Annotated in this window: 27 protein-coding genes; 13 read left to right on the top strand and 14 right to left on the bottom strand. The window is 39.2% G+C overall.

What is annotated here, in order from left to right; all coding sequences use genetic code 11:
- Positions 1 to 19 precede the first annotated feature (19 nt).
- Positions 20 to 643, bottom strand: a complete 624-nt coding sequence (gene kapD / locus ACQ5H4_RS11790; RefSeq protein ID WP_430775101.1) for a 3'-5' exonuclease KapD — start codon at positions 641 to 643, stop codon at positions 20 to 22.
- 262 nt (positions 644 to 905) lie between these two features.
- Here kapD and ACQ5H4_RS11785 point away from each other — a divergent pair, with 262 nt between their 5' ends.
- Both ACQ5H4_RS11785 and ACQ5H4_RS11780 read left to right on the top strand, forming a co-directional pair.
- Positions 906 to 2,081: an MFS transporter gene (locus ACQ5H4_RS11785; protein WP_430775230.1), complete on the top strand. Its 1,176-nt coding sequence runs from the start codon at positions 906 to 908 to the stop codon at positions 2,079 to 2,081.
- 28 nt (positions 2,082 to 2,109) lie between these two features.
- Positions 2,110 to 3,927: a transglycosylase domain-containing protein gene (locus tag ACQ5H4_RS11780; protein WP_430775100.1), complete on the top strand. Its 1,818-nt coding sequence runs from the start codon at positions 2,110 to 2,112 to the stop codon at positions 3,925 to 3,927.
- 341 nt (positions 3,928 to 4,268) lie between these two features.
- Here the strand turns inward: ACQ5H4_RS11780 and ACQ5H4_RS11775 are convergent, their stop codons facing one another.
- Together ACQ5H4_RS11775 and ACQ5H4_RS11770 are read right to left on the bottom strand one after the other, a co-directional pair.
- A complete protein-coding gene (locus ACQ5H4_RS11775; protein WP_430775099.1) occupies positions 4,269 to 4,826 on the bottom strand; it encodes a DUF5366 family protein in 558 nt (185 codons plus the stop codon).
- Between the two features lie 65 nt (positions 4,827 to 4,891).
- On the bottom strand, positions 4,892 to 5,107 hold the full coding sequence (locus ACQ5H4_RS11770; RefSeq protein ID WP_430775098.1) for a hypothetical protein: 216 nt from the start codon (positions 5,105 to 5,107) through the stop codon (positions 4,892 to 4,894).
- Between the two features lie 294 nt (positions 5,108 to 5,401).
- Here ACQ5H4_RS11770 and ACQ5H4_RS11765 point away from each other — a divergent pair, with 294 nt between their 5' ends.
- The 7 genes from ACQ5H4_RS11765 to mnhG are packed head-to-tail and all read left to right on the top strand — an operon-like array spanning position 5,402 to position 11,147.
- On the top strand, positions 5,402 to 7,807 hold the full coding sequence (locus tag ACQ5H4_RS11765; RefSeq protein WP_430775097.1) for a Na+/H+ antiporter subunit A: 2,406 nt from the start codon (positions 5,402 to 5,404) through the stop codon (positions 7,805 to 7,807).
- Complete coding sequence (locus ACQ5H4_RS11760) at positions 7,804 to 8,226, top strand: Na(+)/H(+) antiporter subunit B (protein WP_430775096.1); 423 nt, start codon at positions 7,804 to 7,806, stop codon at positions 8,224 to 8,226. The genes ACQ5H4_RS11765 and ACQ5H4_RS11760 overlap by 4 nt, the downstream gene beginning before the upstream one ends.
- A complete protein-coding gene (locus tag ACQ5H4_RS11755) occupies positions 8,226 to 8,567 on the top strand; it encodes a Na(+)/H(+) antiporter subunit C (protein ID WP_119709771.1) in 342 nt (113 codons plus the stop codon). The genes ACQ5H4_RS11760 and ACQ5H4_RS11755 overlap by 1 nt, the downstream gene beginning before the upstream one ends.
- Positions 8,560 to 10,041 (top strand): Na+/H+ antiporter subunit D, encoded by a 1,482-nt coding sequence (locus tag ACQ5H4_RS11750; protein WP_430775095.1) that lies wholly within the window; start codon positions 8,560 to 8,562, stop codon positions 10,039 to 10,041. Before ACQ5H4_RS11755 ends, ACQ5H4_RS11750 begins: the two co-directional genes overlap by 8 nt.
- A 5-nt stretch (positions 10,042 to 10,046) precedes the next feature.
- Positions 10,047 to 10,523 carry a Na+/H+ antiporter subunit E gene (locus tag ACQ5H4_RS11745; protein ID WP_430775094.1) on the top strand — a complete coding sequence of 159 codons (477 nt, stop codon included), beginning with the start codon at positions 10,047 to 10,049 and terminating at the stop codon, positions 10,521 to 10,523.
- Positions 10,523 to 10,807 carry a Na(+)/H(+) antiporter subunit F1 gene (locus ACQ5H4_RS11740; protein WP_119709774.1) on the top strand — a complete coding sequence of 95 codons (285 nt, stop codon included), beginning with the start codon at positions 10,523 to 10,525 and terminating at the stop codon, positions 10,805 to 10,807. Before ACQ5H4_RS11745 ends, ACQ5H4_RS11740 begins: the two co-directional genes overlap by 1 nt.
- The gene (gene mnhG, locus ACQ5H4_RS11735) at positions 10,791 to 11,147 is read left to right on the top strand and encodes a monovalent cation/H(+) antiporter subunit G (RefSeq protein ID WP_430775229.1); all 357 of its coding nucleotides are present in this window, start codon (positions 10,791 to 10,793) and stop codon (positions 11,145 to 11,147) included. The genes ACQ5H4_RS11740 and mnhG overlap by 17 nt, the downstream gene beginning before the upstream one ends.
- Before the next feature lie 35 nt (positions 11,148 to 11,182).
- Here the strand turns inward: mnhG and ACQ5H4_RS11730 are convergent, their stop codons facing one another.
- Both ACQ5H4_RS11730 and ACQ5H4_RS11725 read right to left on the bottom strand, forming a co-directional pair.
- Positions 11,183 to 11,563, bottom strand: a complete 381-nt coding sequence (locus tag ACQ5H4_RS11730; protein WP_430775093.1) for a PaaI family thioesterase — start codon at positions 11,561 to 11,563, stop codon at positions 11,183 to 11,185.
- The gene (locus ACQ5H4_RS11725; RefSeq protein ID WP_430775092.1) at positions 11,560 to 12,174 is read right to left on the bottom strand and encodes a DedA family protein; all 615 of its coding nucleotides are present in this window, start codon (positions 12,172 to 12,174) and stop codon (positions 11,560 to 11,562) included. Before ACQ5H4_RS11725 ends, ACQ5H4_RS11730 begins: the two co-directional genes overlap by 4 nt.
- 177 nt (positions 12,175 to 12,351) lie before the next feature.
- Here ACQ5H4_RS11725 and ACQ5H4_RS11720 point away from each other — a divergent pair, with 177 nt between their 5' ends.
- Positions 12,352 to 12,771: a YuzC family spore coat inner layer protein gene (locus tag ACQ5H4_RS11720; RefSeq protein ID WP_430775091.1), complete on the top strand. Its 420-nt coding sequence runs from the start codon at positions 12,352 to 12,354 to the stop codon at positions 12,769 to 12,771.
- Between the two features lie 83 nt (positions 12,772 to 12,854).
- Here ACQ5H4_RS11720 and ACQ5H4_RS11715 read toward each other — a convergent pair whose 3' ends face one another.
- Together ACQ5H4_RS11715 and ACQ5H4_RS11710 are read right to left on the bottom strand one after the other, a co-directional pair.
- Positions 12,855 to 13,070: a hypothetical protein gene (locus ACQ5H4_RS11715; RefSeq protein ID WP_430775090.1), complete on the bottom strand. Its 216-nt coding sequence runs from the start codon at positions 13,068 to 13,070 to the stop codon at positions 12,855 to 12,857.
- A gap of 656 nt (positions 13,071 to 13,726) precedes the next feature.
- On the bottom strand, positions 13,727 to 13,918 hold the full coding sequence (locus ACQ5H4_RS11710) for a hypothetical protein (RefSeq protein ID WP_251516954.1): 192 nt from the start codon (positions 13,916 to 13,918) through the stop codon (positions 13,727 to 13,729).
- A 203-nt stretch (positions 13,919 to 14,121) separates the two neighbouring features.
- On the opposite strand from ACQ5H4_RS11710, the gene ACQ5H4_RS11705 reads away from it, so the two are divergent.
- On the top strand, positions 14,122 to 14,592 hold the full coding sequence (locus ACQ5H4_RS11705; RefSeq protein ID WP_430775089.1) for a hypothetical protein: 471 nt from the start codon (positions 14,122 to 14,124) through the stop codon (positions 14,590 to 14,592).
- A 1-nt stretch (position 14,593) separates the two neighbouring features.
- Complete coding sequence (locus ACQ5H4_RS11700; protein ID WP_430775088.1) at positions 14,594 to 15,655, top strand: alpha/beta fold hydrolase; 1,062 nt, start codon at positions 14,594 to 14,596, stop codon at positions 15,653 to 15,655.
- Between the two features lie 148 nt (positions 15,656 to 15,803).
- Here the strand turns inward: ACQ5H4_RS11700 and ACQ5H4_RS11695 are convergent, their stop codons facing one another.
- The 6 genes from ACQ5H4_RS11695 to ACQ5H4_RS11670 form a co-directional block, all read right to left on the bottom strand.
- On the bottom strand, positions 15,804 to 16,640 hold the full coding sequence (locus ACQ5H4_RS11695; RefSeq protein ID WP_430775086.1) for an undecaprenyl-diphosphate phosphatase: 837 nt from the start codon (positions 16,638 to 16,640) through the stop codon (positions 15,804 to 15,806).
- A 51-nt stretch (positions 16,641 to 16,691) separates the two neighbouring features.
- Positions 16,692 to 17,303 carry a DedA family protein gene (locus ACQ5H4_RS11690; protein ID WP_430775085.1) on the bottom strand — a complete coding sequence of 204 codons (612 nt, stop codon included), beginning with the start codon at positions 17,301 to 17,303 and terminating at the stop codon, positions 16,692 to 16,694.
- Positions 17,304 to 17,427: 124 nt separating this feature from the next.
- On the bottom strand, positions 17,428 to 18,021 hold the full coding sequence (locus ACQ5H4_RS11685) for a sulfite oxidase-like oxidoreductase (RefSeq protein WP_430775084.1): 594 nt from the start codon (positions 18,019 to 18,021) through the stop codon (positions 17,428 to 17,430).
- 79 nt (positions 18,022 to 18,100) lie between these two features.
- Positions 18,101 to 19,414: a Na+/H+ antiporter family protein gene (locus tag ACQ5H4_RS11680; RefSeq protein ID WP_430775083.1), complete on the bottom strand. Its 1,314-nt coding sequence runs from the start codon at positions 19,412 to 19,414 to the stop codon at positions 18,101 to 18,103.
- Between the two features lie 572 nt (positions 19,415 to 19,986).
- Positions 19,987 to 21,492, bottom strand: coding sequence for a leucyl aminopeptidase (locus tag ACQ5H4_RS11675; RefSeq protein ID WP_430775082.1), 1,506 nt, complete (start codon positions 21,490 to 21,492; stop codon positions 19,987 to 19,989).
- A gap of 51 nt (positions 21,493 to 21,543) precedes the next feature.
- A complete protein-coding gene (locus ACQ5H4_RS11670; RefSeq protein ID WP_430775081.1) occupies positions 21,544 to 21,927 on the bottom strand; it encodes a DUF309 domain-containing protein in 384 nt (127 codons plus the stop codon).
- A gap of 123 nt (positions 21,928 to 22,050) precedes the next feature.
- On the opposite strand from ACQ5H4_RS11670, the gene ACQ5H4_RS11665 reads away from it, so the two are divergent.
- Complete coding sequence (locus ACQ5H4_RS11665; RefSeq protein WP_430775080.1) at positions 22,051 to 22,527, top strand: divergent PAP2 family protein; 477 nt, start codon at positions 22,051 to 22,053, stop codon at positions 22,525 to 22,527.
- An 86-nt stretch (positions 22,528 to 22,613) separates the two neighbouring features.
- Here the strand turns inward: ACQ5H4_RS11665 and ACQ5H4_RS11660 are convergent, their stop codons facing one another.
- Positions 22,614 to 23,321 (bottom strand): 3D domain-containing protein, encoded by a 708-nt coding sequence (locus tag ACQ5H4_RS11660; protein WP_430775079.1) that lies wholly within the window; start codon positions 23,319 to 23,321, stop codon positions 22,614 to 22,616.
- Positions 23,322 to 23,324 lie beyond the last annotated feature (3 nt).

Here is a 23,324-nt window from a genome sequence, read left to right as displayed (position 1 = left end):
ATATGAGGGATTTGGCTTTTTATGCGAACTTATTAAGTACTTGGGAGAAATCAATGCGGTCACCAATCGTGGTTGGTGCATGTCCTTGAAGGTACTTTTTATCCTTCTCAACTAAACGAAAAATATTAAATGTGGTTAATGCATCGTCCAGCGCCCGGTGGTGCTTGCCTGTTCCTTCCTTGCCATACTCTTGCACCGCTTTCCATAAGCCTGTTTGGTTTTGGTCTCCGAAGAATCGCTTGTACTCCATCGATAAATCGAGTTCTTCGCCTCTTAAAGGAAAAGGCAGACCGGCTTGTTCACAGTTATTGCGAAGAACCCTCATGTCCATATTCCCCCACGTAACGATTGTAAGGTCTAATGATGGGGAACTTAACTGCTCAAACTTTTTCACAAGATCTGTAAAACTAATGCCTGTATTGACTTGCTCCTGTGAAATTTTTAAAAATGATTTACAGCGGTCCGATAGCATAGGGAAACGATTAGGAGTGACATACGAAGAAAATTTCTCGCAGATTTGGTCATTTACAACCGACACAATGCCAGCCTCAATGATTTCTGGGTAAAAACCTTTAAACCTCTCAGATCTCTCAGGCATCGTAAACTCAAAATCAATAAATAAATACTGATGCTCCTTCCTCATCTTACGTACCCTCTTTCCTCCTTTGACTATCACTACCATTATATGAAATAACCATTCCAAAAAATGAACATGAATGTTTTTTTATTATATCATGTTTTCTGATAATTTTTTCATTTTTCTGTTTAATTCATTCAAAGAAAGTACGAAAAGGAATATCAGCCCTAAAATATGCTATAATTTCCATAAGCTAATATTTAGCTAAACGAAATAATAACCATAAGAAGGTGTTTTTGCTTTGTATCAAAAAAGAAATTTACGAATTATGTGGATCGCAAATTTCCTCGTATCTGCAAGTGCAACGATGATTCTTCCTTTTTTATCGTTGTACATTGAAACATTTGGATCTTTTTCCCCGGACTATGTTCAAAAATGGGCTGGCTATGTGTTTGGGGTAACCTTTTTAGCCGCTTTCTTTATTTCACCTTTATGGGGACGGTTTGGAGATAAACATGGGTATAAGCCTATTTTGATGATTACCGGATTCGGTATTGGTATCAGTATCTTTTTCATGGGGTTTACTGATTCTGTTATGGAGCTCTTTATCCTGCGACTTGTTATGGGCGTCGTTACTGGATTTATCCCCACCTCACTCGCCCTCATATCCTCACAAACTCCAAAAGAGATTGCTGGTAAGGTACTTGGAACGTTACAGATGGGCACCGTCTCTGGTGGCCTACTCGGTCCATTATTCGGAGGATTGTTAGCAGACAGTTTTGGTTTTCAATATACGTTTTTCATCACCTCCTTCGTCATCGTTGCTGCTACTCTTTTAGTCTCGTTTGGAATTCATGAAGGGAACGACCGACAAAAGGTGAAGGAGAAGAATTCTTTTACCCAAAAGGAAGTGTTTTTTTACATTTTTAAAAATCCTGTCCTGCTTTCGATCATGATCCTATCATTATTAATTCAAACCGCTAACTTTAGTGTACAGCCACTATTAGCTCTATATGTCAATGAGCTTGTCCAAACGACCCATCTCGCGTTTCTAGCAGGGGTTGCTTTTTCAGCCACCGGATTTGGGAACTTGTTAGCCACTCGGCGTTGGGGGAAGCTTGGTGATGATATCGGGCATGAGCGAGTGATCCTCATTTTATTACTGTCTGCGTCCATTCTATTTATTCCGCAAGCACTTGCTACCCAGTTATGGCAGCTTGTGTTATCCCGTTTTCTGTTTGGTATGGTGGTTGGGGGAATTATTCCTTGTATGACGGCTTATATCCGACAAGTCGCTCCCCTCTCGATGCAAGGGGAAGTATTAGGCTATAACGTAAGTTTTCGGTTTTTAGGAAACGTCATTGGACCTGTAATGGGTGGACTTATTTCGGGGTGGTATAATATCTCAACTGTCTTTTTTGTCACTAGTGCTTTATTCCTTGCTGCTTTTGTCTTATTATGGTGGAGTGTGAGAAAAACAGAATCACTGCTATCTTCATCATAATTTTTCAATAGAAAGGGAAGCGACCGACATGAGAGTAAAAACCGGTTATTTTTTTATTTTCCTGCTTCTCCCCGTCTTTTTCCTGCTTGCCTATTTTTCTAGCAACGAGGTACGCTCTTTTGATACTTTCGATCATGTGATAGAAAACAAGATACAGTTAGAAAAAACAAACTTATCACAAACAAGCTTGATCAAAGATCGCAATGGGGAAACCGTTTTAGAATGGTACAGCACGGTAAATCGTATCGTTTTACCATCTGAGAACATTCCCGAGCTATTGCGTGAGGTGTTTGTTCTATCAGAGGATCAGCACTTTTATGAGCATATTGGCTTTGACTTAACAGCTATGGGTCGTGCCCTTACGATCAATATTCAGTCAAACGGGATCGAACAGGGAGCAAGTACGATTACACAGCAGCTCGCTCGAAATCTTTATTTAACTCACGAGCAATCTTACAATCGAAAGCTTACTGAAATTCTTTACGCCTACAAACTAGAAAAAACTTACTCAAAAAAGGAAATCATAGATTTATATATTAATTCTATTTATTTTCAACATGGGGCTTACGGAATTGAAGCAGCGGCTAAGTACTACTTTAACCGCGGAACACTAGAACTCACAAAAGCAGAGCTATTTTTTCTAGCTGCTGTTCCAAACAATCCGACTTACTATGATCCATTAAGCCACTTCGATCGAACAAAAGCGCGTCAAGAGCGTCTCATCGATTTATTAGTGGAAAAAGACAAGTTGACCGCTTCAGAAGCAACAGAAATAAAAAATTCGCCTATCAATCTAACCGTACATGAACGAATTGACCAAGCACCTGATTATATGGCGTATGTTCAAAATGAATTATCACAATTAATTGCCCTTTCAGAAGGATTAACTGAAGAGGAAGAGATTGACCATCGAGTAAAAGAAGTGATTGCTTCCGGAATTAGCATTGAAACTTCCTTGGACCAAAGTCTTCAAAATCGAGCAAAAACGGCGGTTAGTGATAATCTACCATTTATCGATGTGGAAGGTTCTGTGGCCGTTATTGATCATACGAATGCACAGATACTAGCACTTGTTGGTGGAAAAAACTATCAAAAGGGTGAGTTCAACCGAGCGTTCCAAGCTTATCGTCAGCCTGGTTCATCGATTAAACCATTACTTGTTTACGCTCCTTATTTACAAGAGACGCACTCCTCTCTATCTAAAACAGTAAATGCAGGAGAGCTCTGTATTGGTAACTATTGTCCTGAAAACTATGGTGGAAAAATATATGGAAATGTAACGCTTGAACGAGCATTTGCGAACTCATACAATACACCCGCTGTTCGACTGTTAAACGAAATTGGGGTAGAAACGGGCTTTCAATATCTTACATCCTTTCCTTTTAAGAAGTTAGTAGCAGAGGATCATGTGTTACCAGCTGCCGTTGGTGGTTTTACGTACGGAATGTCGCCATTAGAGCTGACAGGAGCTTACACCTCCTTTTATGATGGAGGGTATCAGCAACCACGTGCCATTCGTAAGGTGACCGACTTACAAGGAAACGTTCTTTATGAGTGGAGAGATGAGAAAAAACAAGTCTGGTCTGCTGAAACCGTCAGCAGCATGCGCAGTCTATTATCGGAAACGGTCTCTTCAGGAACCGCTCGAAAAGCCCATTTATCGCGAGCAACCTACCAAGGCGGAAAAACAGGCACAACGAATAATTACCAAGACTACTGGTTTGTTGGTTTAACAGATACGCTAACAGTCGGAGTTTGGGTCGGAAGAGACATGCCATCCAGCATTGAAAATATTGAGCAATACTCTCCACATCTATATATATGGAAAGCTATTATGTCTAACTAATAAAACCCCGGATGAGTTCTTCAAATGGGTTTACATTAGAGGTGCAAGCATTTTAAAACACTTATGAAAAGCACTTGAATTTATAATAAGCGGAGGGTTTCCGGTTAAACTCCTGAATAGAGCTTGATTCAGAGTAAATAATCGGATGGTTTCCGGTTAAGTAATGCAATATTGCCCATTTTAACGTTTTTCGAGTCAATAGACGGAATCTCTCCGTCTATTTTGGCTATTTTCAGTACAATTTCCTATTTAAGAGAAATTTCTCCTCTTATTTTTTCAAACCCACTTTAGCCGCATGCACCTCAAAAGAAACCCCGGATGAGTTCTTCATCCGGGGTTTCTTATACTGGTAAACTAGCAACGATGCTGTTGTATACTTTTAACGCAATAAATACGACACCTAACACGAGTGTTGACCAGGTAAGTACTTGAAAGAAAATCAGTCCAATAATTCCAGAAAGTGATAGCTTCGAGCTTACCTTATACACAAAAAAGACAAAGTAACTTATCGTTGTAAGGGAAAAAACGATAGCTAGTATGGTTACATGGGCAGAGCCTAAAAGCGATAAGACAGAGCCTGAAAAATAAATAATCGCTCCTGCACGAACATCCTTTAAGCTTTCCCCGTTAAAATCCTTTGAGAAAAAGAGTAAAGAAAGCTCATTGACCGTATCAGCAATCAGCTTTAAAGCCGCAAATACCATAAAAAAGACAACAAGCAATAAGATAAGCAACGCAAGCTTGATGCCACTTCTAGAAAAGAATTCTAGCATTCCTACATAAATGCCAGTAGCATTTAAAAATTTAAAAAGATGCACCTCAACTAGCATCGCAAAGGACAAGCTAAATAATAAGATAGAAACCAAAGGAAAGTAACTTGTTAAATACGTATTTTTCATTGAATTCTCCACATATGATTTTGTCTTCCATTATTATGAAAGATAGGAGAACATATTACAAGTCTTTATGGTCTTTCAATTCTTACATATTCCCTTGCCTTAAACATGCGATACTTCTTTTTCTGAATATCATTTAAACCTGGGTCAGTGGTAAAAATTTGAACCACTTCTCCCTCCTCATCAGGACTATAAAATTCACGCTTATCTTTTTTATCTAATGTCCATGCCAAAGACACTAAGAGGAGAAAAATGGACAATGACGCTAGTATTTTCTTTTTCATCCTCACACCTCACTTTAAAATTATTTTGAGGATAAAAGTCTGATTTTATTCAAAAAAAATAAAAATTTTTTCACCAATTCGTCTGCGTTTCTACCTATTTATTAGTTTTGCTTCAAATAAGGGATGTTGTACGCTTGAGGCATGCAAGGTCTGTTTTTTTGCGTTATACTTTTTTTATGGCTGTTTCGGTAAAAGAATGTGGAAGCATGTTCGGAGAAAAATATGGAAATAGTAATAGGCAGTATTACTTTTTAAAAAACAGTTGTTATTTACATATAAAGAGGGGGTTTTGTTTTGTCTTTGCTACACTTGGCCATTGTTTCACCTCTATTGCTTGCGGTCATCATACCTATTTTTTCCAAAAGCATTAGACAAATACATACTGGCTGGTTTGTACTACCATTACCAGTTGTATTATTTAGCTATTTTCTTTCGTTTATTAGTACCACTTCGCACCAAGGTACAGTATATGAAAGCTTTGAGTGGATTCCTTCTCTTGGCATTAATTTCGCCGCTAAAATAGATGGACTTGGATTGCTCTTTGCTTTGCTTATTTCTGGAATTGGGTCTTTAGTTGTTCTTTATTCGATTTATTATTTAGCAAAAGATAAGGAACAGCTTGGAAGCTTCTACGTGTATCTTCTTCTCTTTATGGGAGCGATGCTCGGTGTAGTCCTATCCGATAATTTAATTGTTATGTACGGCTTTTGGGAGCTGACTAGTATTTCTTCGTTCTTACTTATCGGCTACTGGTATCATCGAGAAAAGTCGAGATATGGTGCACAAAAGTCTATGTTAATTACCGTTTTTGGTGGTCTTGCGATGCTAGGAGGCATCGTCCTGCTATACATCATGACAGGATCCTTTAGCATTTCAGAAATTGTCGCACAATCAGACGTTGTGTTAGAACACACTTTACTTATTCCAGCAATACTCTGCTTTTTACTCGGTGCTTTTACTAAATCAGCTCAGTTTCCATTCCATATTTGGTTACCTGATGCAATGGAAGCTCCAACACCTGTTAGTGCCTATCTGCATTCGGCAACCATGGTTAAGGCGGGGATTTATCTCGTAGCAAGAATGAGCCCTGTGTTTGCTGAATCACCTGTTTGGCTCTGGCTCGTCGGAGGTTTCGGTATTGTTACATTGTTCTGGGGTTCTTTTTCAGCCGTCAAACAGACTGACCTAAAGAGCATACTCGCCTTCTCTACTGTAAGCCAATTAGGGTTGATTATGTCTCTGTTAGGTGTTGGTGCTGCTGCCCTACACTATGATGGAATAGACGATAATGTGTTTACCGTGGCAACGACAGCTGCTGTCTTTCACTTAATTAATCATGCTACCTTCAAAGGAAGCTTGTTCATGGTCGTAGGAATTGTTGACCATGAAACAGGAACACGTGATATACGGAAGCTTGGCGGATTGATGCATTTGATGCCGATTACCTTTACGCTTGCAATTATCGGTGCGTTTTCTATGGCCGGCTTGCCGCCATTTAACGGATTTTTAAGTAAAGAAATGTTTTTTACCGGTATGGTAAATATTTTGAAATTGGACCTTTTCTCTCTAAGCACATGGGGATTATTATTTCCTGTCCTCGCTTGGATCGCCAGTGTATTTACGTTCATTTACAGCATGAAGCTTGTGTTTAGAACGTTTATGGGTAAATACAAACCAGAACAATTAAAGAAGAAGCCACATGAGGCGCCGCTTGGAATGCTCATTTCACCAGTTATACTCGGCTCTTTAGTCATTATCTTTGGATTGTTTCCAAATATCCTTTCCCATAACTTAATTTCACCGGCGATGGCTTCGATTTTACCTAGCCTGCTTTCTCCAGGAGATATGTTTGACGTTCATATTTACTTCTGGCACGGACCAAACATCGAATTATTTATGACCATTGCAGTCGTGATACTTGGGATTCTTCTGTATTTGACGTTACCAAAATGGGAAAAAGCCTATAATCTACTGCCTGAAAAATTAACTTTAAACAAGCTGTATGACAAAGGAATTGAATCGATTCAGTCTGGTTCGTTTAAGCTGACAAGATTTTATATGAATGGTTATATCCGAACGTATTTGGTTTATATTTTTGCCTTTTTCATTCTGATTTTGGGCTACACGCTTTATAAGAAAGAGGCGTTTGTGATCGATACAGCAAATGTATCTAGCATCGGCTTTTATGAGCTGGTTCTCTCCTTGCTTATAGTCGTAGCCACCATTACCATTCTGTTTGCTAAATCAAGACTCACCTCCATTATCTTGTTAGGAGCAGTTGGGTATACGGTTGCTTTATTCTTTGTCGTTTTCCGTGCGCCGGATTTAGCACTTACTCAGTTGGTCATTGAAACGGTGTCAGTCGCATTGTTTCTACTTTGTTTCTATCATTTACCGAAATTTAAAAAGGAAGAATCAAAAATTCCGTTTAAGCTCACAAATGCTCTTATTTCTATCGGTGTGGGTGCGATTGTTACCGCCATTGCACTTTCTTCTTATAGTACAAAGCTATTTGATTCGATCTCACATTTTTACGTGGACAATACGTATATCCGTGCGGCAGGGAAAAATATGGTTAACGTCATTCTCGTTGACTTCCGTGGCTTTGATACGCTATTTGAAATCTGTGTACTTGCGATTGCATCACTTGGTATTTTTGCCATGATTAAATTACGTCTAACAAGGGGGAAAGAAGGATGAGAACGAATGACCTCATTCTACAAACCGTAACAAAAGTGATTTTGTTCATCATTCTCCTCTTCTCTATTCATCTTTTCTTTGCTGGACATTATTATCCGGGTGGAGGATTCATTGGAGGATTGATGACGGCAGGAGCTCTAGTACTCTTGCTGCTAGCGTTTGATATGAAGACGGTAGCGAATATTTTACCCGTCAATTACCGCATTATGACGGCAATTGGGCTTCTTTTTTCCATTGGAACAGGAGCTGGTGCATTGCTGTTTAATGTTCCATTTTTAACTCATGCATTTAATGATGTATATTTGCCTATCCTTGGCAAAACATCGTTGCACACAGCTGTGTTATTTGATATCGGTGTGTATCTTGTTGTTATCGGTGTCACAATGACCATTATTCAAACAATAGGGGAGGACGAATAATGGAAATCGTTATGGCGTTTGTTGTTGGTATTATTTTTATGGCCGCCACTTATTTAATGCTTTCTAAAAGCTTACTTCGAATTATTATCGGAACGGGACTTTTAAGTCATGGCACACATTTATTGGTTTTAACTATGGGAGGCCTAAAAAATGGCGCTGCTCCCTTACTTGGAGAACATGCTGCCGGGTACAATGATCCATTGCCACAGGCATTAATATTAACGGCTATCGTTATTGCCTTTGGTGTTACTTCCTTTTTTCTAGTATTAGCTTATCGCGCGTACCAGGAGCTAGGAACGGACAACATGGATCGCTTGAGAGGGACGAAAATAAATGAATAATTTGCTTTTATTACCTATACTGATTCCGCTTATAACATCGGTCATATTAATCTTTTTGAATCGCTTTACAATAGCCTCTAGGTGGGTATCCGTTTTATCTTTCTTATCCACCGTATTTGCGTCTATTCTGCTATTTCAAAAGGTTCGAACAGATGGCATTCAAACATTAAACTTAGGAAGTTGGGAAGCACCTTTTGGGATTACATTAGTATCTGACATGCTTTCTGCCCTTCTTGTTTTGACAACAAGTGTCATTGCATTTGCTTGTTGTCTCTATTCCTTCCGAGCAATTGGAGAGGAAAGAGAAAAATTCTACTATTATTCTATTTTGCAATTCCTGATTGTCGGGATTAATGGTGCATTTACAACTGGAGATATTTTCAACCTTTTCGTCTTCTTTGAAGTGATGCTTATGAGCTCCTACGTGCTATTGGTCCTGGGTGGAACAAAGGCTCAGCTTCGCGAATCGGTAAAATATATTTTAGTGAATATTATTTCTAGTTCGTTGTTTGTTATTACCGTTGCTTACTTATATGCAGTGGTAGGAACGTTAAATATGGCACATATCTCCACTAGGATTGCAGAAGTGGGACAGCCTGGTATTTTAACAGTCATTGCTGTGTTATTTTTAATCGTTTTCGGCTTAAAAGGAGCCATTTTCCCGCTTTATTTCTGGCTACCTGGCTCATATTATGCTCCTCCTGCTCCTGTTTTGGCATTGTTCGGGGCGCTCTTAACCAAAGTTGGGGTCTACTCTATCATGAGGACGTATACACTCTTTTTCCCTCATGACCCAGGCTATACTCATGAACTCTTAGGGGCACTTGCGATCATTACGATTATTGTTGGCATTATCGGAGCATTAGCGTACTGGGATATTAAGAAGATTATTATTTATAACATTATTATTGCTGTTGGCGTTATTTTGTTTGGGGTATCGATAAATACAACGGAATCCTTGACAGGTGCAATTTTTTATTTGATTCATGACATGTTTACTAAAGCAGCATTATTCCTGCTGGTTGGAGTAGTCATTGCAATTACAGGAACGAGCAACTTAAAGAAGATCAGTGGGTTGATTAAGAATTATCCCTTATTAGGCTGGATGTTCTTACTATCTGCCCTTGCTTTAGCTGGAATTCCCCCACTTAGTGGCTTTGTCGGCAAACTATTGATTATCAGAAGTGGTTTTGGTGCAGAAGCCTATTGGGGGGCTGGAATCGTGTTAATGTCGAGTCTCCTTGTTCTTTTTTCTGTTATGAAAATCTTTATTAATGGGTTCTGGGGCATCCATCGCACATACGAAAAGGAAGAAAAAGCTCCTGTTAGCTGGTTGCTTATCTCTCCCGCTATTTTAGTGATTATTTCTGTGTTGTATGGAGTTGGAGCGGAGCTGGTTTACCCGTATATTTTAGAAGCTGCGGAAACACTTGCTAATCCTTCCACCTACATCAATGCCGTCATGAAGGAGTGATAACAATGGCATTTCAAATTTTATTAAATGTTTTTCTAGCTCTTGTTTGGATGTTTTTAAAGGTTTCTAATGAACCGATCGATTTCTTTGTTGGCTACTTTTTCGGGTTATTGCTCGTCTTTACCTTTCGACGTTTTTTCCCATCCCGCTTTTATTTATTAAGAGTGGTAGCAGTAATCAACCTGATCGCCATCTTTATTAAAGAGCTTCTTTTATCCAATATAGCTGTTTTAAAGGTCATCATTAAACCAAAGCTTGATATCCAGCCAGGAATTTTTGCTCTTCATACTGAACTAAAAAATGATTGGGAAATCACCTTATTATCCAATCTGATTACATTAACCCCTGGGACATTAGTGGTAGATATCTCCGATGATAATAAGACTCTTTATATCCATGCGATGGATGCTTCAGATGTGGAGGCAGCCATCTCTAGCATCAAAAATACTTTTGAAAAAGCAATCATGGAGGTGAGCAGGTAATGTTACAGTGGGTTATAACTATTTCTTTAGTATGTATTACCTTATCTATGCTTGCTATGGTGTACCGGGTCATTAAAGGTCCTACAACACCAGATCGGGTGGTTGCACTTGATGCACTTGGTATCTGTTTAGTTGCCATCATCGCGCTTGTATCAATTATGTTAAAATCAAATGCTTTCCTAGAAGTTATCTTGTTGATTGGAATTTTAGCTTTTATTGGTACAGTTGCCTTCTCCAAGTATTTAGAAAAGGGGGTCATCCTTGAACGTGATCGAAATAGTTAAGGTTATTATCGGGATATGCATCGCACTTGGAGCACTCCTAACCGTCGTTACAGCAGTCGGACTTATTAGATTACCAGATGTGTATACACGCACACACGCTGCGTCTAAAGCCGCTACATTAGGAGTTATGTTTGTTTTAGCAGGTACCTTTTTATACTTCTACCTATTAGAAGGCCATATGAATTCTCGGCTGATTCTTGGAATTGTGTTTATTTTTATGACCTCACCTGTAGCCGGACATCTTATCGCTAGAGCTGCGTACAATACGAATGTGAAGCTTTGGGAAAAAAGTGTTCAGGACGATTTAGCTGCAGTGAAAAAAGAACGTGCTAGGGAATAATAAAAATCCATGTGTGACTTTCACACATGGATTTTTTATCTTTTTTCAATTACAGCTATTGTACACCGTGAGACACTAATAAGTTGGTTTTGTTCGTCTGTTATTTTAATATCCCATACCATTGTGGTCCGACCTTGATGAAGCACTGTTCCAGTAGCGGTTACAATACCGTCTTTTTTAGCTTTAATATGATTGGCATTGATTTCTAATCCAACGACAACTTCCTTTTCCTTATTAACCAATTCGTACGCTCCGATTGATGCAACGCTTTCTGAAAGTGCTACTGAAGCACCGCCGTGGAGAAGGCCAAACGGTTGACGTGTACGGTCATCTACGGGCATTGTAGCGACGACTCTTCCTTTTTCAATCTGTATAAATTCAATTCCTAGTGTTTGAATTAATGAGTTTCCCTTCATAGAGTGGAAGACCTCCTAAGCTTTTTTACTTTTTTCCGATTAATCACTTTTATTAATAGAAACGCACATACAAAAACGATACTTCCCATAAGGAGTAATTCTGTTGCATACTCGACAAGGATTTCCTTCTGATCACCAAACCAATATCCAAGCGAAAAAACGATACTCAGCCAAATAAAAGCCCCACTGTAGGCAAACAGAGCAAACACTTTATAGGACAACTTGCTTAGTCCGTAAATAAATGGCACAAAGTTTCGTAATCCAGGGATAAAGTAACTAAACAGAAGGGAAAAAGCATGGTACTTTTCAATCGATTGGAAGGAACGGTCAATGGTTCGAGCCATCCGTTTGCTCTTTCGAAAGAATGGAAGGAGTCTAACACCTATGTACTTTCCTGCGAGGTAGCTTGTCGTTAGTGCAGCAACTATTCCTAGATACGTAGAAAGAAAGATGCATACTGGATTTAACGTACCTAAGGAAGCCGCTAAACCGACCGTCATGGCGATTATTTCATTAGGTACAGGCATGCCTACTACCCCAAACCAAAGCCAAAGGAACAGCCCTAAATATCCATTTTCCTCAATTATATCAAGAATAAAATCTAACTCCATTCTTTCACCTCCCAAAACCACTTTTGCAACATTGGTAACTAAGTAAATTCATTATAGCAAAATATAGAACCAACTAGGTCATTTTAACATTTTTGTAATGTTATCATCAGACATTCTTTCGGACGCATATATTATGGTGGAAATATGCCCTATTTTCTAATAAAGGATGTGAAATGGTTGTATTGTTACGACCCCAGAAGCTTTCCATACTATTCCGTACCCTTTCAAGTCTATCCACCCTATTACTCCGTAGGTACACGTCAGTCATCTTTCTTTTATCAACCCAATTATTACGTCAGACCTTTTCAAGAGGTAAATCCACAGTTATTTATGACTTCAGCTAAATATATGCAATCACTGATGAAAGATGCAAGTGTGCTTCTTGAAAGAATGGCCGATTCAAAGGAGTTTGCCAAACAGCTTATGAGCAACGCACAAGAATCGAAGCAGATGCTTGTCGAGGATCAAATTAAACATACAGGAATTCAGAACATCCCTGTTATTAGCTATACACCGGATGGTTTAAAACTAGTCTTCAGCAGGGACATAGATACGATGAATTGCTGTAACTTGACTCTTACAGTCAGGTGGATGTAAGGGTGACTGCATAATAAAAGGTTGAAATCATTCGTTATGATTTCAACCTTTTGATTGTTGATTTAGTTTTGTAACATAACATTTTAATAGAAGAACGGTCCTCCATATCCACCGTATCCGCCATATCCGTATCCATAGAATGGTGGTGGTGGTGGATAATATGGATAAAATGGTCTTGGCCGATAAAATGCGCCACCTAGTAACCCTCCAGCAAAACCACCTAATAATCCAGCCGCAAATGGAGCGCCAAAGAAGAATCTCTCTCCACGATGATGTGGCCCAACGTAATGATGTTGCATTCGTATACCTCCTTTTCGTGTCTATACTTCCCTACTCTACTTCATATGCAACAAACACCTAGTTGGAATAGGCTAATGTCCACGATATAGAAAGATAATATAAGGTGGGCTTTGTATAATGTTTGGATTGTAAGGAGGTGGAGTCTTAGTGTAGTGGTTTGGGGAAAGATCGTTTTCCGTTTGTGCTTGCTGATTTTGGTGTTCATCAAGGCGATGAAGACCGTTTCTCCTTAGATTCTTACTCGTTTTGGTCTTCATCAAGGCGATGAAGACCATTTCTCCTTAGATTCTTGCTCCTTTTGGTCCTCATCAAGGCGATGAAGACCGTTTCTCCTTAGATCCTTGCTCGTTTTGGTCTTCATCAAGGCGATGAAGACCATTTCTCCTTAGATTCTTGCTCCTTTTGGTCCTCATCAAGGCGATGAAGACCGTTTCTCCTTAGATTGTTACTCGTTTTGGTCCTCATCAAGGCGATGAAGACCATTTCTCCTTAGATCTTCAATCGTTTCGATCTTCATAAGCTCGATGAACTTCATTTCTATCTGGATCTTCGTGAATTTTGATCTTCATACCTACTAAATGTCCCAATCTCCTCCTGTTTCACCCTTTAAAAAGTAAAAAAACGTGAATTCTATAAGAATTCACGCCTGTACCCTTTATTCCTGACCTAAAATTCCAGCAGTTTGGTCACATGATTGAAGGGCTGAGTTTACTTGTTGCAAAGTTTGCTCGATACGGTCACGGTTAGATCCCTTTTCCACTGTATTTAAAGCATTTTGTAAGCAATCCTTTGCTTCTGATAAGGCACTAACTGAATCTTGAACGTATCCTCTAGCATTCTTCTGCATGAATAAAACCTCCTTATATATGGTACGGAGATATTATTTACCTTTTACAGGAGAATATGCTTTTCCACGGCACAAAGTAATGGCATTTTCTTGACAATTAAAAATAAGGCAGAGGCTAATATCCATTTTTCGCACCTTCTCTTAATGCCTGTCTATAATATATAGTGATATTTTTCGTACATTACAAAAGGGAGCTGAGATGATTGCGCAGCGAGCAGCTTGATGATTTATATAGCCAAATTAAAATAACTGGATCGAAAGCGGAAACGTTATTAAACGATTGGATAAAAAATCGAGTAAACAAAGAGGACATCGTTGGTCTACTAGGTAGAAGAACCCAATGGTATGGGAAGCTTATAAAGGAGCTTCAAGACGCTGTGGAAACGGCCTCGGTCCCCTTGAACATTCCTACCAAAAGAGATGTGGCAAGTGTCGCCAAACTGACGATTCAAAATGAAGATCGGCTGGAGGATATTCAGCAAAGATTAGCACAAATAGAAACCACGCTACAGCGATTAGAAGCTGCAATGGGCACGAAACCTCCTTCTACCAAAGCCCCCTTACAAAAAACAAGCAGAAGACCCCTTGACCGTAAAGAAAGAGCAAAGCTTGTTCAAGAAAACCTTGCAAGGCTCTCAGATGCTTTATTAAATCAGTCAAAGCTTGGTGAGTAAGATGGATGCTGAACGATTTTCATTAGAGAAAGCTCGATGGAGTTCACTGTTCCGTGCACTTACTGACGGAGCTTCCATCACAGCAGCAACACCTAGACAAGCTCTCTGGAAAAGAAACAAAGCCACTTTATGGTACTACCCTGCCCCCGTTAAAAAATATCATACACCGCTTTATTTGATTTACTCCTTAGTGAATCAACCAACGATATTAGATTTAATGCCAAATACAAGTTTAATCGGGGCTCTTACCAATGCTGGCTATGAAGTGTATCTGATCGACTTCGGAATTCCAAGATACGAAGATCGCGACATGACCATCGACGATTATGTGCTCAAGTATATTCAAACAGGTGCAAGGATCGCTCTGAAACACTCCAATAGCGATAACATTAGTGTCATCGGATTTTGCCTTGGAGGAACACTCGCTGCGATATACGCGGCCATTGCCAATGAACCGATCGAGAATCTTATTCTCTTTGTTACTCCTGTCGACTTTTCGTATGTTTCAAAGTTTGATCTCCTGCATCAAGCCATCAAGGATGAAACAATCAACATATCACCACTCATTGATGGGCTAGGAATTATACCAGCAGCCTTTATCCAATACGGAGTTCGACTAATCACATCCCCGGTTTATATTTCTCCGTATTTATCACTATTAGAAAAAGGACATAACAAGGACTATGCACACAAATGGTCACTATTCAATCAATGGACAAAGGAGCATATTGCCTTTCCGGGTGCCGCCCTTAAACAAATCGTGAATGACTTGATCATTCACAATAAGTTAATGACAGGAAAATATAAGATTGGAGGAGAACCAGCCCGATTGCAACAAATCTCCGCTAACCTTTTAGTAATTGCTTCAACCAATGATGAACTTGTACCACTAGAGCAGGCTTTGCCTATGATGACTCTAGCACGGAGCCAAGATAAGGAGCTTATTCTGTTGCCAAATGGACATACAGGAATTGCATCCGGAGCAGGATTGCCTATCGATTTTTTCCGCTGGTTAGCAAAACGCTCTCATCCACTACACATAGAAAGCGAGGAGGTAAACTAAATTGGAAATGGGAATATATGATGGAGTTTATGAGTATCTAGGGTTTGCTTATATTGTATTTCAAATGTTTTTTGAAAGAGGAAACGATGTGTTTTATTTCGATTTTTTTGACTAAAGGAAAAGGCCCCCACTTGGAGGCCTTTCACTATTATAAAATAAATACAACGAAGATAATTGTAGCAAGCACAATTCGATAAATCGCAAATGGAATTAATTGAACCTTATTGATTAATGCCAGAAAAAAACGAATAGAGATAAGAGCGAATACGAACGCACTAATAAAGCCTGCAATAAAGAATGGCAGTGCATCCATTGTGAAGTATTCCCAGCTATTTAAAAGAGAAATTAAGCTTGCACCAGCCATGATTGGAACAGCCATAATGAATGTAAAGTCAGCCGCTGCACGGTGGCTTAATCCTAGGATGACTCCTCCAGACATTGTCGATCCTGAACGAGAAAAACCTGGCCATAATGCAATACATTGGAACAATCCAATGATAATCGCTTGCTTGTACGAAATCTGATCGACCGTTTCCACCTTTGGCTTTTTATCCTTTGGCATGAGGTCAGCAATAATCATCAGTACAGCACCAGCAACAAGTCCGATTAATACCGTTTCTGTTGTAAAAAGATGCTCATCAATATAGTCATCAAATAACAAACCCAGTATACCAGCTGGAAGCAGACCAACGATTACTTGAGAAAGTCTTAGCTTTTTCCCACCATACTCTTGCTTCGTTTTTCTTGATGAAAGTCCCAATAACTGAATAAAGCGGTCTTTGAACACAATGACAACTGCCAAAATGGAACCAAGCTGAATGACAACCTTGAACGTGTTAGCCACTTCACTGCCGAACAATTCTTTTGATTTAAAAAGCATATCATCCACAATAATCATATGACCTGTTGAGGAAACTGGAGCAAATTCCGTTAACCCTTCAACAAATCCTAAAATAATCGCAACAAATATATCCCATACATTCATAAAATAAAAACCTCAATTTCTTTTAATTCGTATGACCATGTAAAGTATCGTCTACTTTTTATAGAAGATTCTTCTTCCAAAAAAGAACATTACCGCTACAATCGTAATAGCACCTACTACATAGATAATATCTGAATACACTTCTGTGTAATTTAAAATCTGTGTCCAATTTTCTCCAAGCTTCGCACCAATAACAATCAGAAGCGTGTTCCAAATGGCAGTTCCTAACAGAGTAAAGAGTAGGAATAAAGGCATTTTCATATTAGACATCCCAGCTGGCACAGAAATAAGACTTCTTAGTAACGGTACCATTCGGCAAAAGAATACAGTCCAAATTCCGTAACGATCAAACCAAGCATCTGCTTTGTGTACATCTTCTCTTTTTAGTTGAAGATATTTCCCCCAGCGGTCCACAATTTTTTCCAGTCGTTCAACATCGAGAATTGTACCAATATAATATAGAATCGTCCCACCAACCACAGATCCGGCCGTTGATGCAACAATCATCATCGCTACTGACAATTCAGTCTTTGTTGTCATAAATCCACTAAAGGGTAAAACAAGTTCAGAAGGGATTGGCGGGAATACATTTTCTATTACAATAATTAGAAATACGCCAAGATACCCATAGTTTTCAATAATATTAAAAATCCATTCTTCCATAATTTCCTCCTTACCAACAACTCTTTTCAAACACAAATAAGATCTGTCTTCAACTTCATAATTGTAATCATTGGGGCAATGCCCTGTCTACCTTCTTTTTAGAATATGGATGAATTTCCCTCTTCTAATCCCAAGTAAAACGTTCTTCCTTCCATGGGTTCCCATTGTTGTGATAGCCATTTTTCTCCCAAAAGCCTGGTTGATCACTTTTGGAAAACTCGATTGCCCGAAGCCATTTGGCACTTTTCCAAAAGTACAAATGTGGGATCACCGCACGCAGCGGATATCCATGCTCAGGTGTGAGCGACACTCCATTAAAGCTGTGAGCGAGCAAACTTGTCTCTTTTGCAAAATCTTCAAAAGGAATATTAGCTGACCAGCCTTCTTCCGCATGAAAAATGACATGTTCAACTCCCTCTAACAAGTCAACCGCATCGAGCACAGCACGCGTACTTATTCCACTCCATGTATTATCAAGTTTCGACCACCCAGTCACACAATGAATATCGTTTTTATATTCTGTTTGTGGTAACTCCATAAGCTCAGGAAAAGTGAAAACTACTTCCTTTTTCACTTCACCAAATAAACGAAGAGTCCATTCATTTAAGTTTTTATAATATGGTACGTTCCCATGATGTAACACAGGAAAAGTGGTTGTTACATTTTGGTTAGGAGGAACACGGTCGTTTGTCTTCTTGCTTACTTTTCCAAAGTACATACAAGCACTCCCCTATTGGTAATATGTATAAGCGAATCAAAAAATGCAGCCTTCTTTAAGAAAGCTGCACTTTCACCTATTATAATACCATAGCCGCGATCCAACCGAAAATGACAAGTGGTATATTGTAATGAATAAAGGTTGGCACACAGGTGTCCCAAATATGATTATGCTGACCATCTGCATTCAATCCTGCTGTAGGACCCAGCGTACTATCAGAAGCTGGAGAACCGGCATCTCCTAGTGCTGCTGCTGTACCTACTAATGCGATCGTAGCCATCGGACTAAAGCCTAGTTCCATACAAAGTGGCACGAAAATGGTAGCAATGATGGGGATGGTAGAGAAAGAAGATCCAATTCCCATAGTTACTAGCAACCCTACTACTAGCATCAATAAAGCAGCCAGCCCCTGGTTTCCACCAATCACATTCGCAGACTGTTGAACAAGTTCATCCACTGCTCCAGTTGCTTTTAATACTTCGGCAAACCCAAAGGCCGATAACATTACAAATCCGATAAAGGCCATCATTTTCATTCCATCTGTTAGAAGCTCGTCCGCCTCACGCCACTTCACGGAACCACTCAAGTAAATAATGATGATCCCTGCAAGAGCACCGATAATCATTGAATCGAGGAGAATTTGCAAGATTAATGCACCAATAATCGCTAGTACAGCAAAGACAATTGCTAACTTACTTTGTTCATTCTTTTCTACTTTAATTAAGTCATGTGTCACATAGTTTCTCCCTTTACGGTAAGAGAAGAAAATAGCAATTAATAATCCTACTAAAAGACCCGCTGTCGGGATTAGCATTGCTGTCGGAATATCACTAGGGTCAATCGTTAATCCACTATCAGACATATTAGTAGCTAGTATATCGTGAAAGATTTTTCCAAACCCTGCTGGTAAAAGGATATAAGGAGCTGTTAACCCGAATGTTAATACAGACGCTATTAGTCTTCTATCTATTCTTAACTCATTCATCACATTTAATAGTGGTGGAATTAAAATAGGAATAAAAGCAATATGGATAGGAATCAGGTTTTGCGAGAAGCAAGCCATTAATAAAATCGCAAAAACAATCAGCGCTTTTGAATAAACTTTGGCTTTCGAGTCACCATTCTTTTGAACCATTTTTAAGACGGCATCGACCAATACATTTGGTAGCCCAGTTTTTGATATGGCAATAGCGAATCCACCTAATAAAGCGTAACTTAAGGCAACCTCCGCACTTCCTCCTAACCCTCCAGAGAAGACTTCAATTGTTTTTTCAATCGATAATCCACCGGTTAACCCACCGACTATCGCTCCGATAATGAGGGATAACACGACATTTACGCGAAATAAACTTAATATTAGCATTACAAGCACGGCAAGGATGACTGCATTCATGTTGTATAAGTGCTCCTTTCAAAAAAATCCTTTAGTTTGGTAAACTGGTAGAGTAATAAAACACAAGAATTAAAATAGCACAGAAATTCAAAGCGTGTCAAGGAAATAAAAAACTCTAAGGACGTTTACTTGAAGTTCAAAATTAGAACTAACCTTGCTATTCAAATGGTAATTTACACTTAAAGTAACCGTGCAATTTGATAAGCGAAAATGCTTGGAACATTGTTTTCACTAAGTTTGAAAAATAAAAGGAGAAATTCCGTTTATTTTGGGAAATACCAACATTTCCCGCAAAATAAGCGGAGTTTTTCCGCTTATATGAACCTAATCTCTAGATTTAGGTATAAATAAAGCAGTTAATCGGAAAATTTCCGCTTATATCTGCTTCTTGAGCCCCTACTATACTCATTAACCGGAATTTCTCCGCCTGTAAATTCCTGGAAAGCCTTGATTTTCAAAAAAAATGCAGTCCAATTCAGTTGCGAATTGGACTGCTAATCTGTTTGCTAGTTAAGTTTACGTACTTGAAAACCGAACCCGTTAGACTTTTACACCTAGAGTTTTTTTACCAATTATTTAATTGCTTCAAATCGTTCAACAAAGAGAGCGAGTGTTCTTGTCATAACACCTGTTGCTCCGTCTGGCCCTAAGTCTGATGCTTTAGAAGTGGTAGCTGTACCCGCAATATCTAAATGTACCCATGGGGTATTTTCGGCAAACTCACCGACAAAAGCTCCACCCATGATCGCATGACCTTCTCGACCAGGTGAATTGTTCAGATCAGCAATCTTACTATTTCTAACTCTTTCTTTATCCTTTTCGAAAAGCGGAAGACGCCACATAGGTTCACCCGCTTCAGAAGAGGCTTCAAGTACTTGCTCAAATAATCCTTCATGATTCGTGATCGCACCAGTCGTATCTGTACCGAGCGCGATGATCACTCCACCAGTAAGCGTTGCTATATCAACCAAATACTGCGCTCCATGGAACTTAGCGTATGTGACAGCATCTGCCAATACTAATCTGCCTTCTGCATCTGTGTTTAATACTTCAATCGTTTTCCCACTCATAGACGTAATCACATCATCTGGCTTAAAGGCTGTACCACTAATCATGTTATCAGTCGAAGGAATGACGGCAACCACATTTTGCTCAGGACGTAATTCACCGATGATTTCCATCGCTCCAAGTACGGCAGCAGCTCCACCCATATCGGTTTTCATCCCAACAATGCCATCCTTAGGCTTGATCGAGTATCCGCCCGTATCAAAGGTAATCCCCTTACCGACTAAACCAATCACATCTGTCCATTCCTCTTTCCCTTGATACTTTAGAACAATCATCTTTGGCGGCTCAGCTGATCCTTGGTTAACGGCTAACATTGCACCCATACCAAGCTTTAGCATATCTTCCTTTTCAAGAATTTCTATTTCGAATTCGTATTTTTCTCCCAGTGCCTTTGCGTAATTAGCCATATCGGTAGCCGTTAGCATATTTCCAGGTAAGTTTACTAGTGTACGAGCAGAATTGGTTCCTTTGCCGTATACATATCCTACGGTTAACGCAGCCTGATGGTCTTCCTTTTCTAACTGTTCACTGTACACATGGACATTTTCAATCTTTTTTTCCGGCTCATTCGATTTTTGCTTATAGCCTTTAAACTCATACGTAGCTAAAGCAAGTGCTTCTCCGACAGCATGAGCCACATCCAACGCGTCTAGTTCTTTCCCTATGAAAGAATCTAAGTGAACAGCTATCTCAGTTAGCCTTGCTGATTGAATTTGTTTACACACCGCTCCAAATGCTTCACGGATGGAAGCAAAGGTAGCTTGATCCTCTTTTCCAAGTCCAACAATATATAAATTTCTAGCTCCAATTTTTCCAAATGTATGTATTTTCGTTAAACTCTTCTTTTTTGCTGACAAGTCACCGCTTTTCACTAATTCGGTTAAATAGCCATCAAATTGATCATCTAACTCTTTTAATTCACCGTCAAACTTTACTGGCTTATCAAATAATCCAATGACTAATGCGTCCAATTTCACGGATAAATCCATTTTATCATGTACGGAAAACATACCGTCACCTCCTAGTTATAAACCTATTATATAAAAAAATATTTCGAATATCTAATTATCTTCTTCTAAAAATAAGTAGTACTGAGGTAGTCTTGGAAGAGTCCCTACTTTTTCAAAGGGAATTCGATCAATATGTTGTGGTATAATAGTAAGACACTGGTAAATAAATGCATGGAGCTTTTCAACATCCAGACCCCAGTGCATCGGACGATACGAGTCTAAATATTCATAAGCCACCTTCATCATTAATCTTGCACCAACAACATTACCATACTCGTAATGATAAATGGCTACACTCATTTGTAATAAGCCTTTTAAAAAGTAATTTCCTTTATCAGTCATCCACATTTCTTCCAGTAAATCGTGACAAGTATAATAATCGCCTTCATTAAATGAAATAAAAAACTCATAATATTCAGCTGGATAGTGTGACAATGACTTCCCCCCCTAAATGATGCTCCCATTTACCACTATCTTAGCAAAGGAAAATGGGAAAATCATGTCAAACCCTAGAATTTTTGTGAATGGATTCATGATGGAGAAAAGAGGTATATATTTATGGAATTTTTATTTAACTTCCCGTTTATCGCTTCCTTGATCGCAATCTTTTTTGCTCAATTTGTAAAGGTTCCAATTCAGTATCTCGCTACACGAAAGATTGATTGGTCCCTGCTTACGAGTACAGGAGGAATGCCTAGCTCCCATTCGGCCGCTGTAACCGCACTTTCTACCGGTGTCGCTTTCGAAGCTGGGATTGACTCCGCTATATTCGCTGTTTCAGCTGTGTTTGCTATTATAACCATGTTTGATGCTACAGGTGTGCGAAGGCAAGCTGGAGAACAGGCTATTGTATTAAATCAGCTTGTACATGACTTTCATAAATTTATAGATGAAGCAAAAGGTTGGCCGAATAAGCCTGAACAAGAGAAACGAAAAGAGTTAAAAGAGCTCCTTGGGCACAAACCAATTGAAGTATTCTTTGGAGGAATCACCGGTGTACTCGTTGCGTTCTTCCTACGGTTCATCACTACATAAACAAAGATAATATTTCCACTTAACTATTCAGGATATTGTGGAAAACTAAAAAGGCAAGTTCCTCATCTGAGTTACTCGCCTTTTTCTTATTTACTTTCTGAGCTCGTATATTGCTGACGAAATACTTGTAATGCCTTGTCCTCATTTAAGGCACGAAGCTCTTCTTCAGTCAATTTTCCATTGCCTTTTTCAATCACATACACTTCTAGTGTTTTCTTACCCCAGTTGTTGTACACATCTTCAACTGTTTCATAATAAAGATCTACTTTATTGCCTTTGATCGCTCCACCTTTATCGGCAACAACTCCGTATCCATAACCGGGAATAAAGAGAATCGTTCCAATTGGAAAAACATTTAAATCCGCAGCTACTGTTGAAAATAAGTCTCTCGTAACCTTCACACCTGAATATGTAATTCCAAACTCCGGATGCCCAGGGTTCTTCCCAGTCGATTCAACTCCTGCAGTGTAGCCAGTGGCTGTTACCGTTGCTTTCGGGTATTGTCCCCAATCAAATGCTTCTTCAAGCTTTGGCGGGGCCCCGATCACTTCTTCACTTGATGAGATTAATGTTTCTTCACTAGCTATATTATTTAAGAATTTAAATGCCAATCCAATCTTTTTTACGGTGTGATCAAAAACAGAATCCTCAGTGACCACTTCGTCACCATAATTTGTATTTGCCAGTAGAGATTCAGCTTTTACACCTGAGATACTTTGAAATGTTGCACCTAATGCTCCAATAAACAACACCATCAACATGACACGCCTTATAAACAATTTCACTATTTTCATCTT

Source organism: Bacillus coreaensis (assembly GCF_050586445.1).
Classification (GTDB): Bacteria; Bacillota; Bacilli; order Bacillales; family Cytobacillaceae; genus Robertmurraya_A; species Robertmurraya_A coreaensis.
The sequence above is the reverse complement of the archived record's forward strand: the minus strand, read 5'-3'. Positions and strand labels throughout refer to the sequence as shown.

Bases quoted from the DNA above. Each gene is read 5' to 3' on its own strand.
- ACQ5H4_RS11750 (WP_430775095.1), top strand. From the start codon at position 8,560: ATGAATAATTTGCTTTTATTACCTATACTGATTCCGCTTATAACATCG.
- ACQ5H4_RS11745 (WP_430775094.1), top strand. From the start codon at position 10,047: ATGGCATTTCAAATTTTATTAAATGTTTTTCTAGCTCTTGTTTGGATG.
- ACQ5H4_RS11785 (WP_430775230.1), top strand. From the start codon at position 906: ATGTGGATCGCAAATTTCCTCGTATCTGCAAGTGCAACGATGATTCTT.
- ACQ5H4_RS11770 (WP_430775098.1), bottom strand. From the start codon at position 5,107: ATGAAAAAGAAAATACTAGCGTCATTGTCCATTTTTCTCCTCTTAGTG.
- ACQ5H4_RS11775 (WP_430775099.1), bottom strand. From the start codon at position 4,826: ATGAAAAATACGTATTTAACAAGTTACTTTCCTTTGGTTTCTATCTTA.
- ACQ5H4_RS11695 (WP_430775086.1), bottom strand. From the start codon at position 16,640: ATGAATGTATGGGATATATTTGTTGCGATTATTTTAGGATTTGTTGAA.
- ACQ5H4_RS11730 (WP_430775093.1), bottom strand. From the start codon at position 11,563: ATGAAGGGAAACTCATTAATTCAAACACTAGGAATTGAATTTATACAG.
- ACQ5H4_RS11690 (WP_430775085.1), bottom strand. From the start codon at position 17,303: ATGGAAGAATGGATTTTTAATATTATTGAAAACTATGGGTATCTTGGC.
- ACQ5H4_RS11780 (WP_430775100.1), top strand. From the start codon at position 2,110: ATGAGAGTAAAAACCGGTTATTTTTTTATTTTCCTGCTTCTCCCCGTC.
- ACQ5H4_RS11715 (WP_430775090.1), bottom strand. From the start codon at position 13,070: ATGCAACATCATTACGTTGGGCCACATCATCGTGGAGAGAGATTCTTC.
- ACQ5H4_RS11660 (WP_430775079.1), bottom strand. From the start codon at position 23,321: ATGAAAATAGTGAAATTGTTTATAAGGCGTGTCATGTTGATGGTGTTG.
- ACQ5H4_RS11675 (WP_430775082.1), bottom strand. From the start codon at position 21,492: ATGTTTTCCGTACATGATAAAATGGATTTATCCGTGAAATTGGACGCA.
- kapD (WP_430775101.1), bottom strand. From the start codon at position 643: ATGAGGAAGGAGCATCAGTATTTATTTATTGATTTTGAGTTTACGATG.
- ACQ5H4_RS11740 (WP_119709774.1), top strand. From the start codon at position 10,523: ATGTTACAGTGGGTTATAACTATTTCTTTAGTATGTATTACCTTATCT.
- ACQ5H4_RS11685 (WP_430775084.1), bottom strand. From the start codon at position 18,021: ATGTACTTTGGAAAAGTAAGCAAGAAGACAAACGACCGTGTTCCTCCT.
- ACQ5H4_RS11680 (WP_430775083.1), bottom strand. From the start codon at position 19,414: ATGAATGCAGTCATCCTTGCCGTGCTTGTAATGCTAATATTAAGTTTA.
- ACQ5H4_RS11710 (WP_251516954.1), bottom strand. From the start codon at position 13,918: ATGCAGAAGAATGCTAGAGGATACGTTCAAGATTCAGTTAGTGCCTTA.
- ACQ5H4_RS11725 (WP_430775092.1), bottom strand. From the start codon at position 12,174: ATGGAGTTAGATTTTATTCTTGATATAATTGAGGAAAATGGATATTTA.
- ACQ5H4_RS11755 (WP_119709771.1), top strand. From the start codon at position 8,226: ATGGAAATCGTTATGGCGTTTGTTGTTGGTATTATTTTTATGGCCGCC.
- ACQ5H4_RS11700 (WP_430775088.1), top strand. From the start codon at position 14,594: ATGGATGCTGAACGATTTTCATTAGAGAAAGCTCGATGGAGTTCACTG.
- ACQ5H4_RS11760 (WP_430775096.1), top strand. From the start codon at position 7,804: ATGAGAACGAATGACCTCATTCTACAAACCGTAACAAAAGTGATTTTG.
- ACQ5H4_RS11665 (WP_430775080.1), top strand. From the start codon at position 22,051: ATGGAATTTTTATTTAACTTCCCGTTTATCGCTTCCTTGATCGCAATC.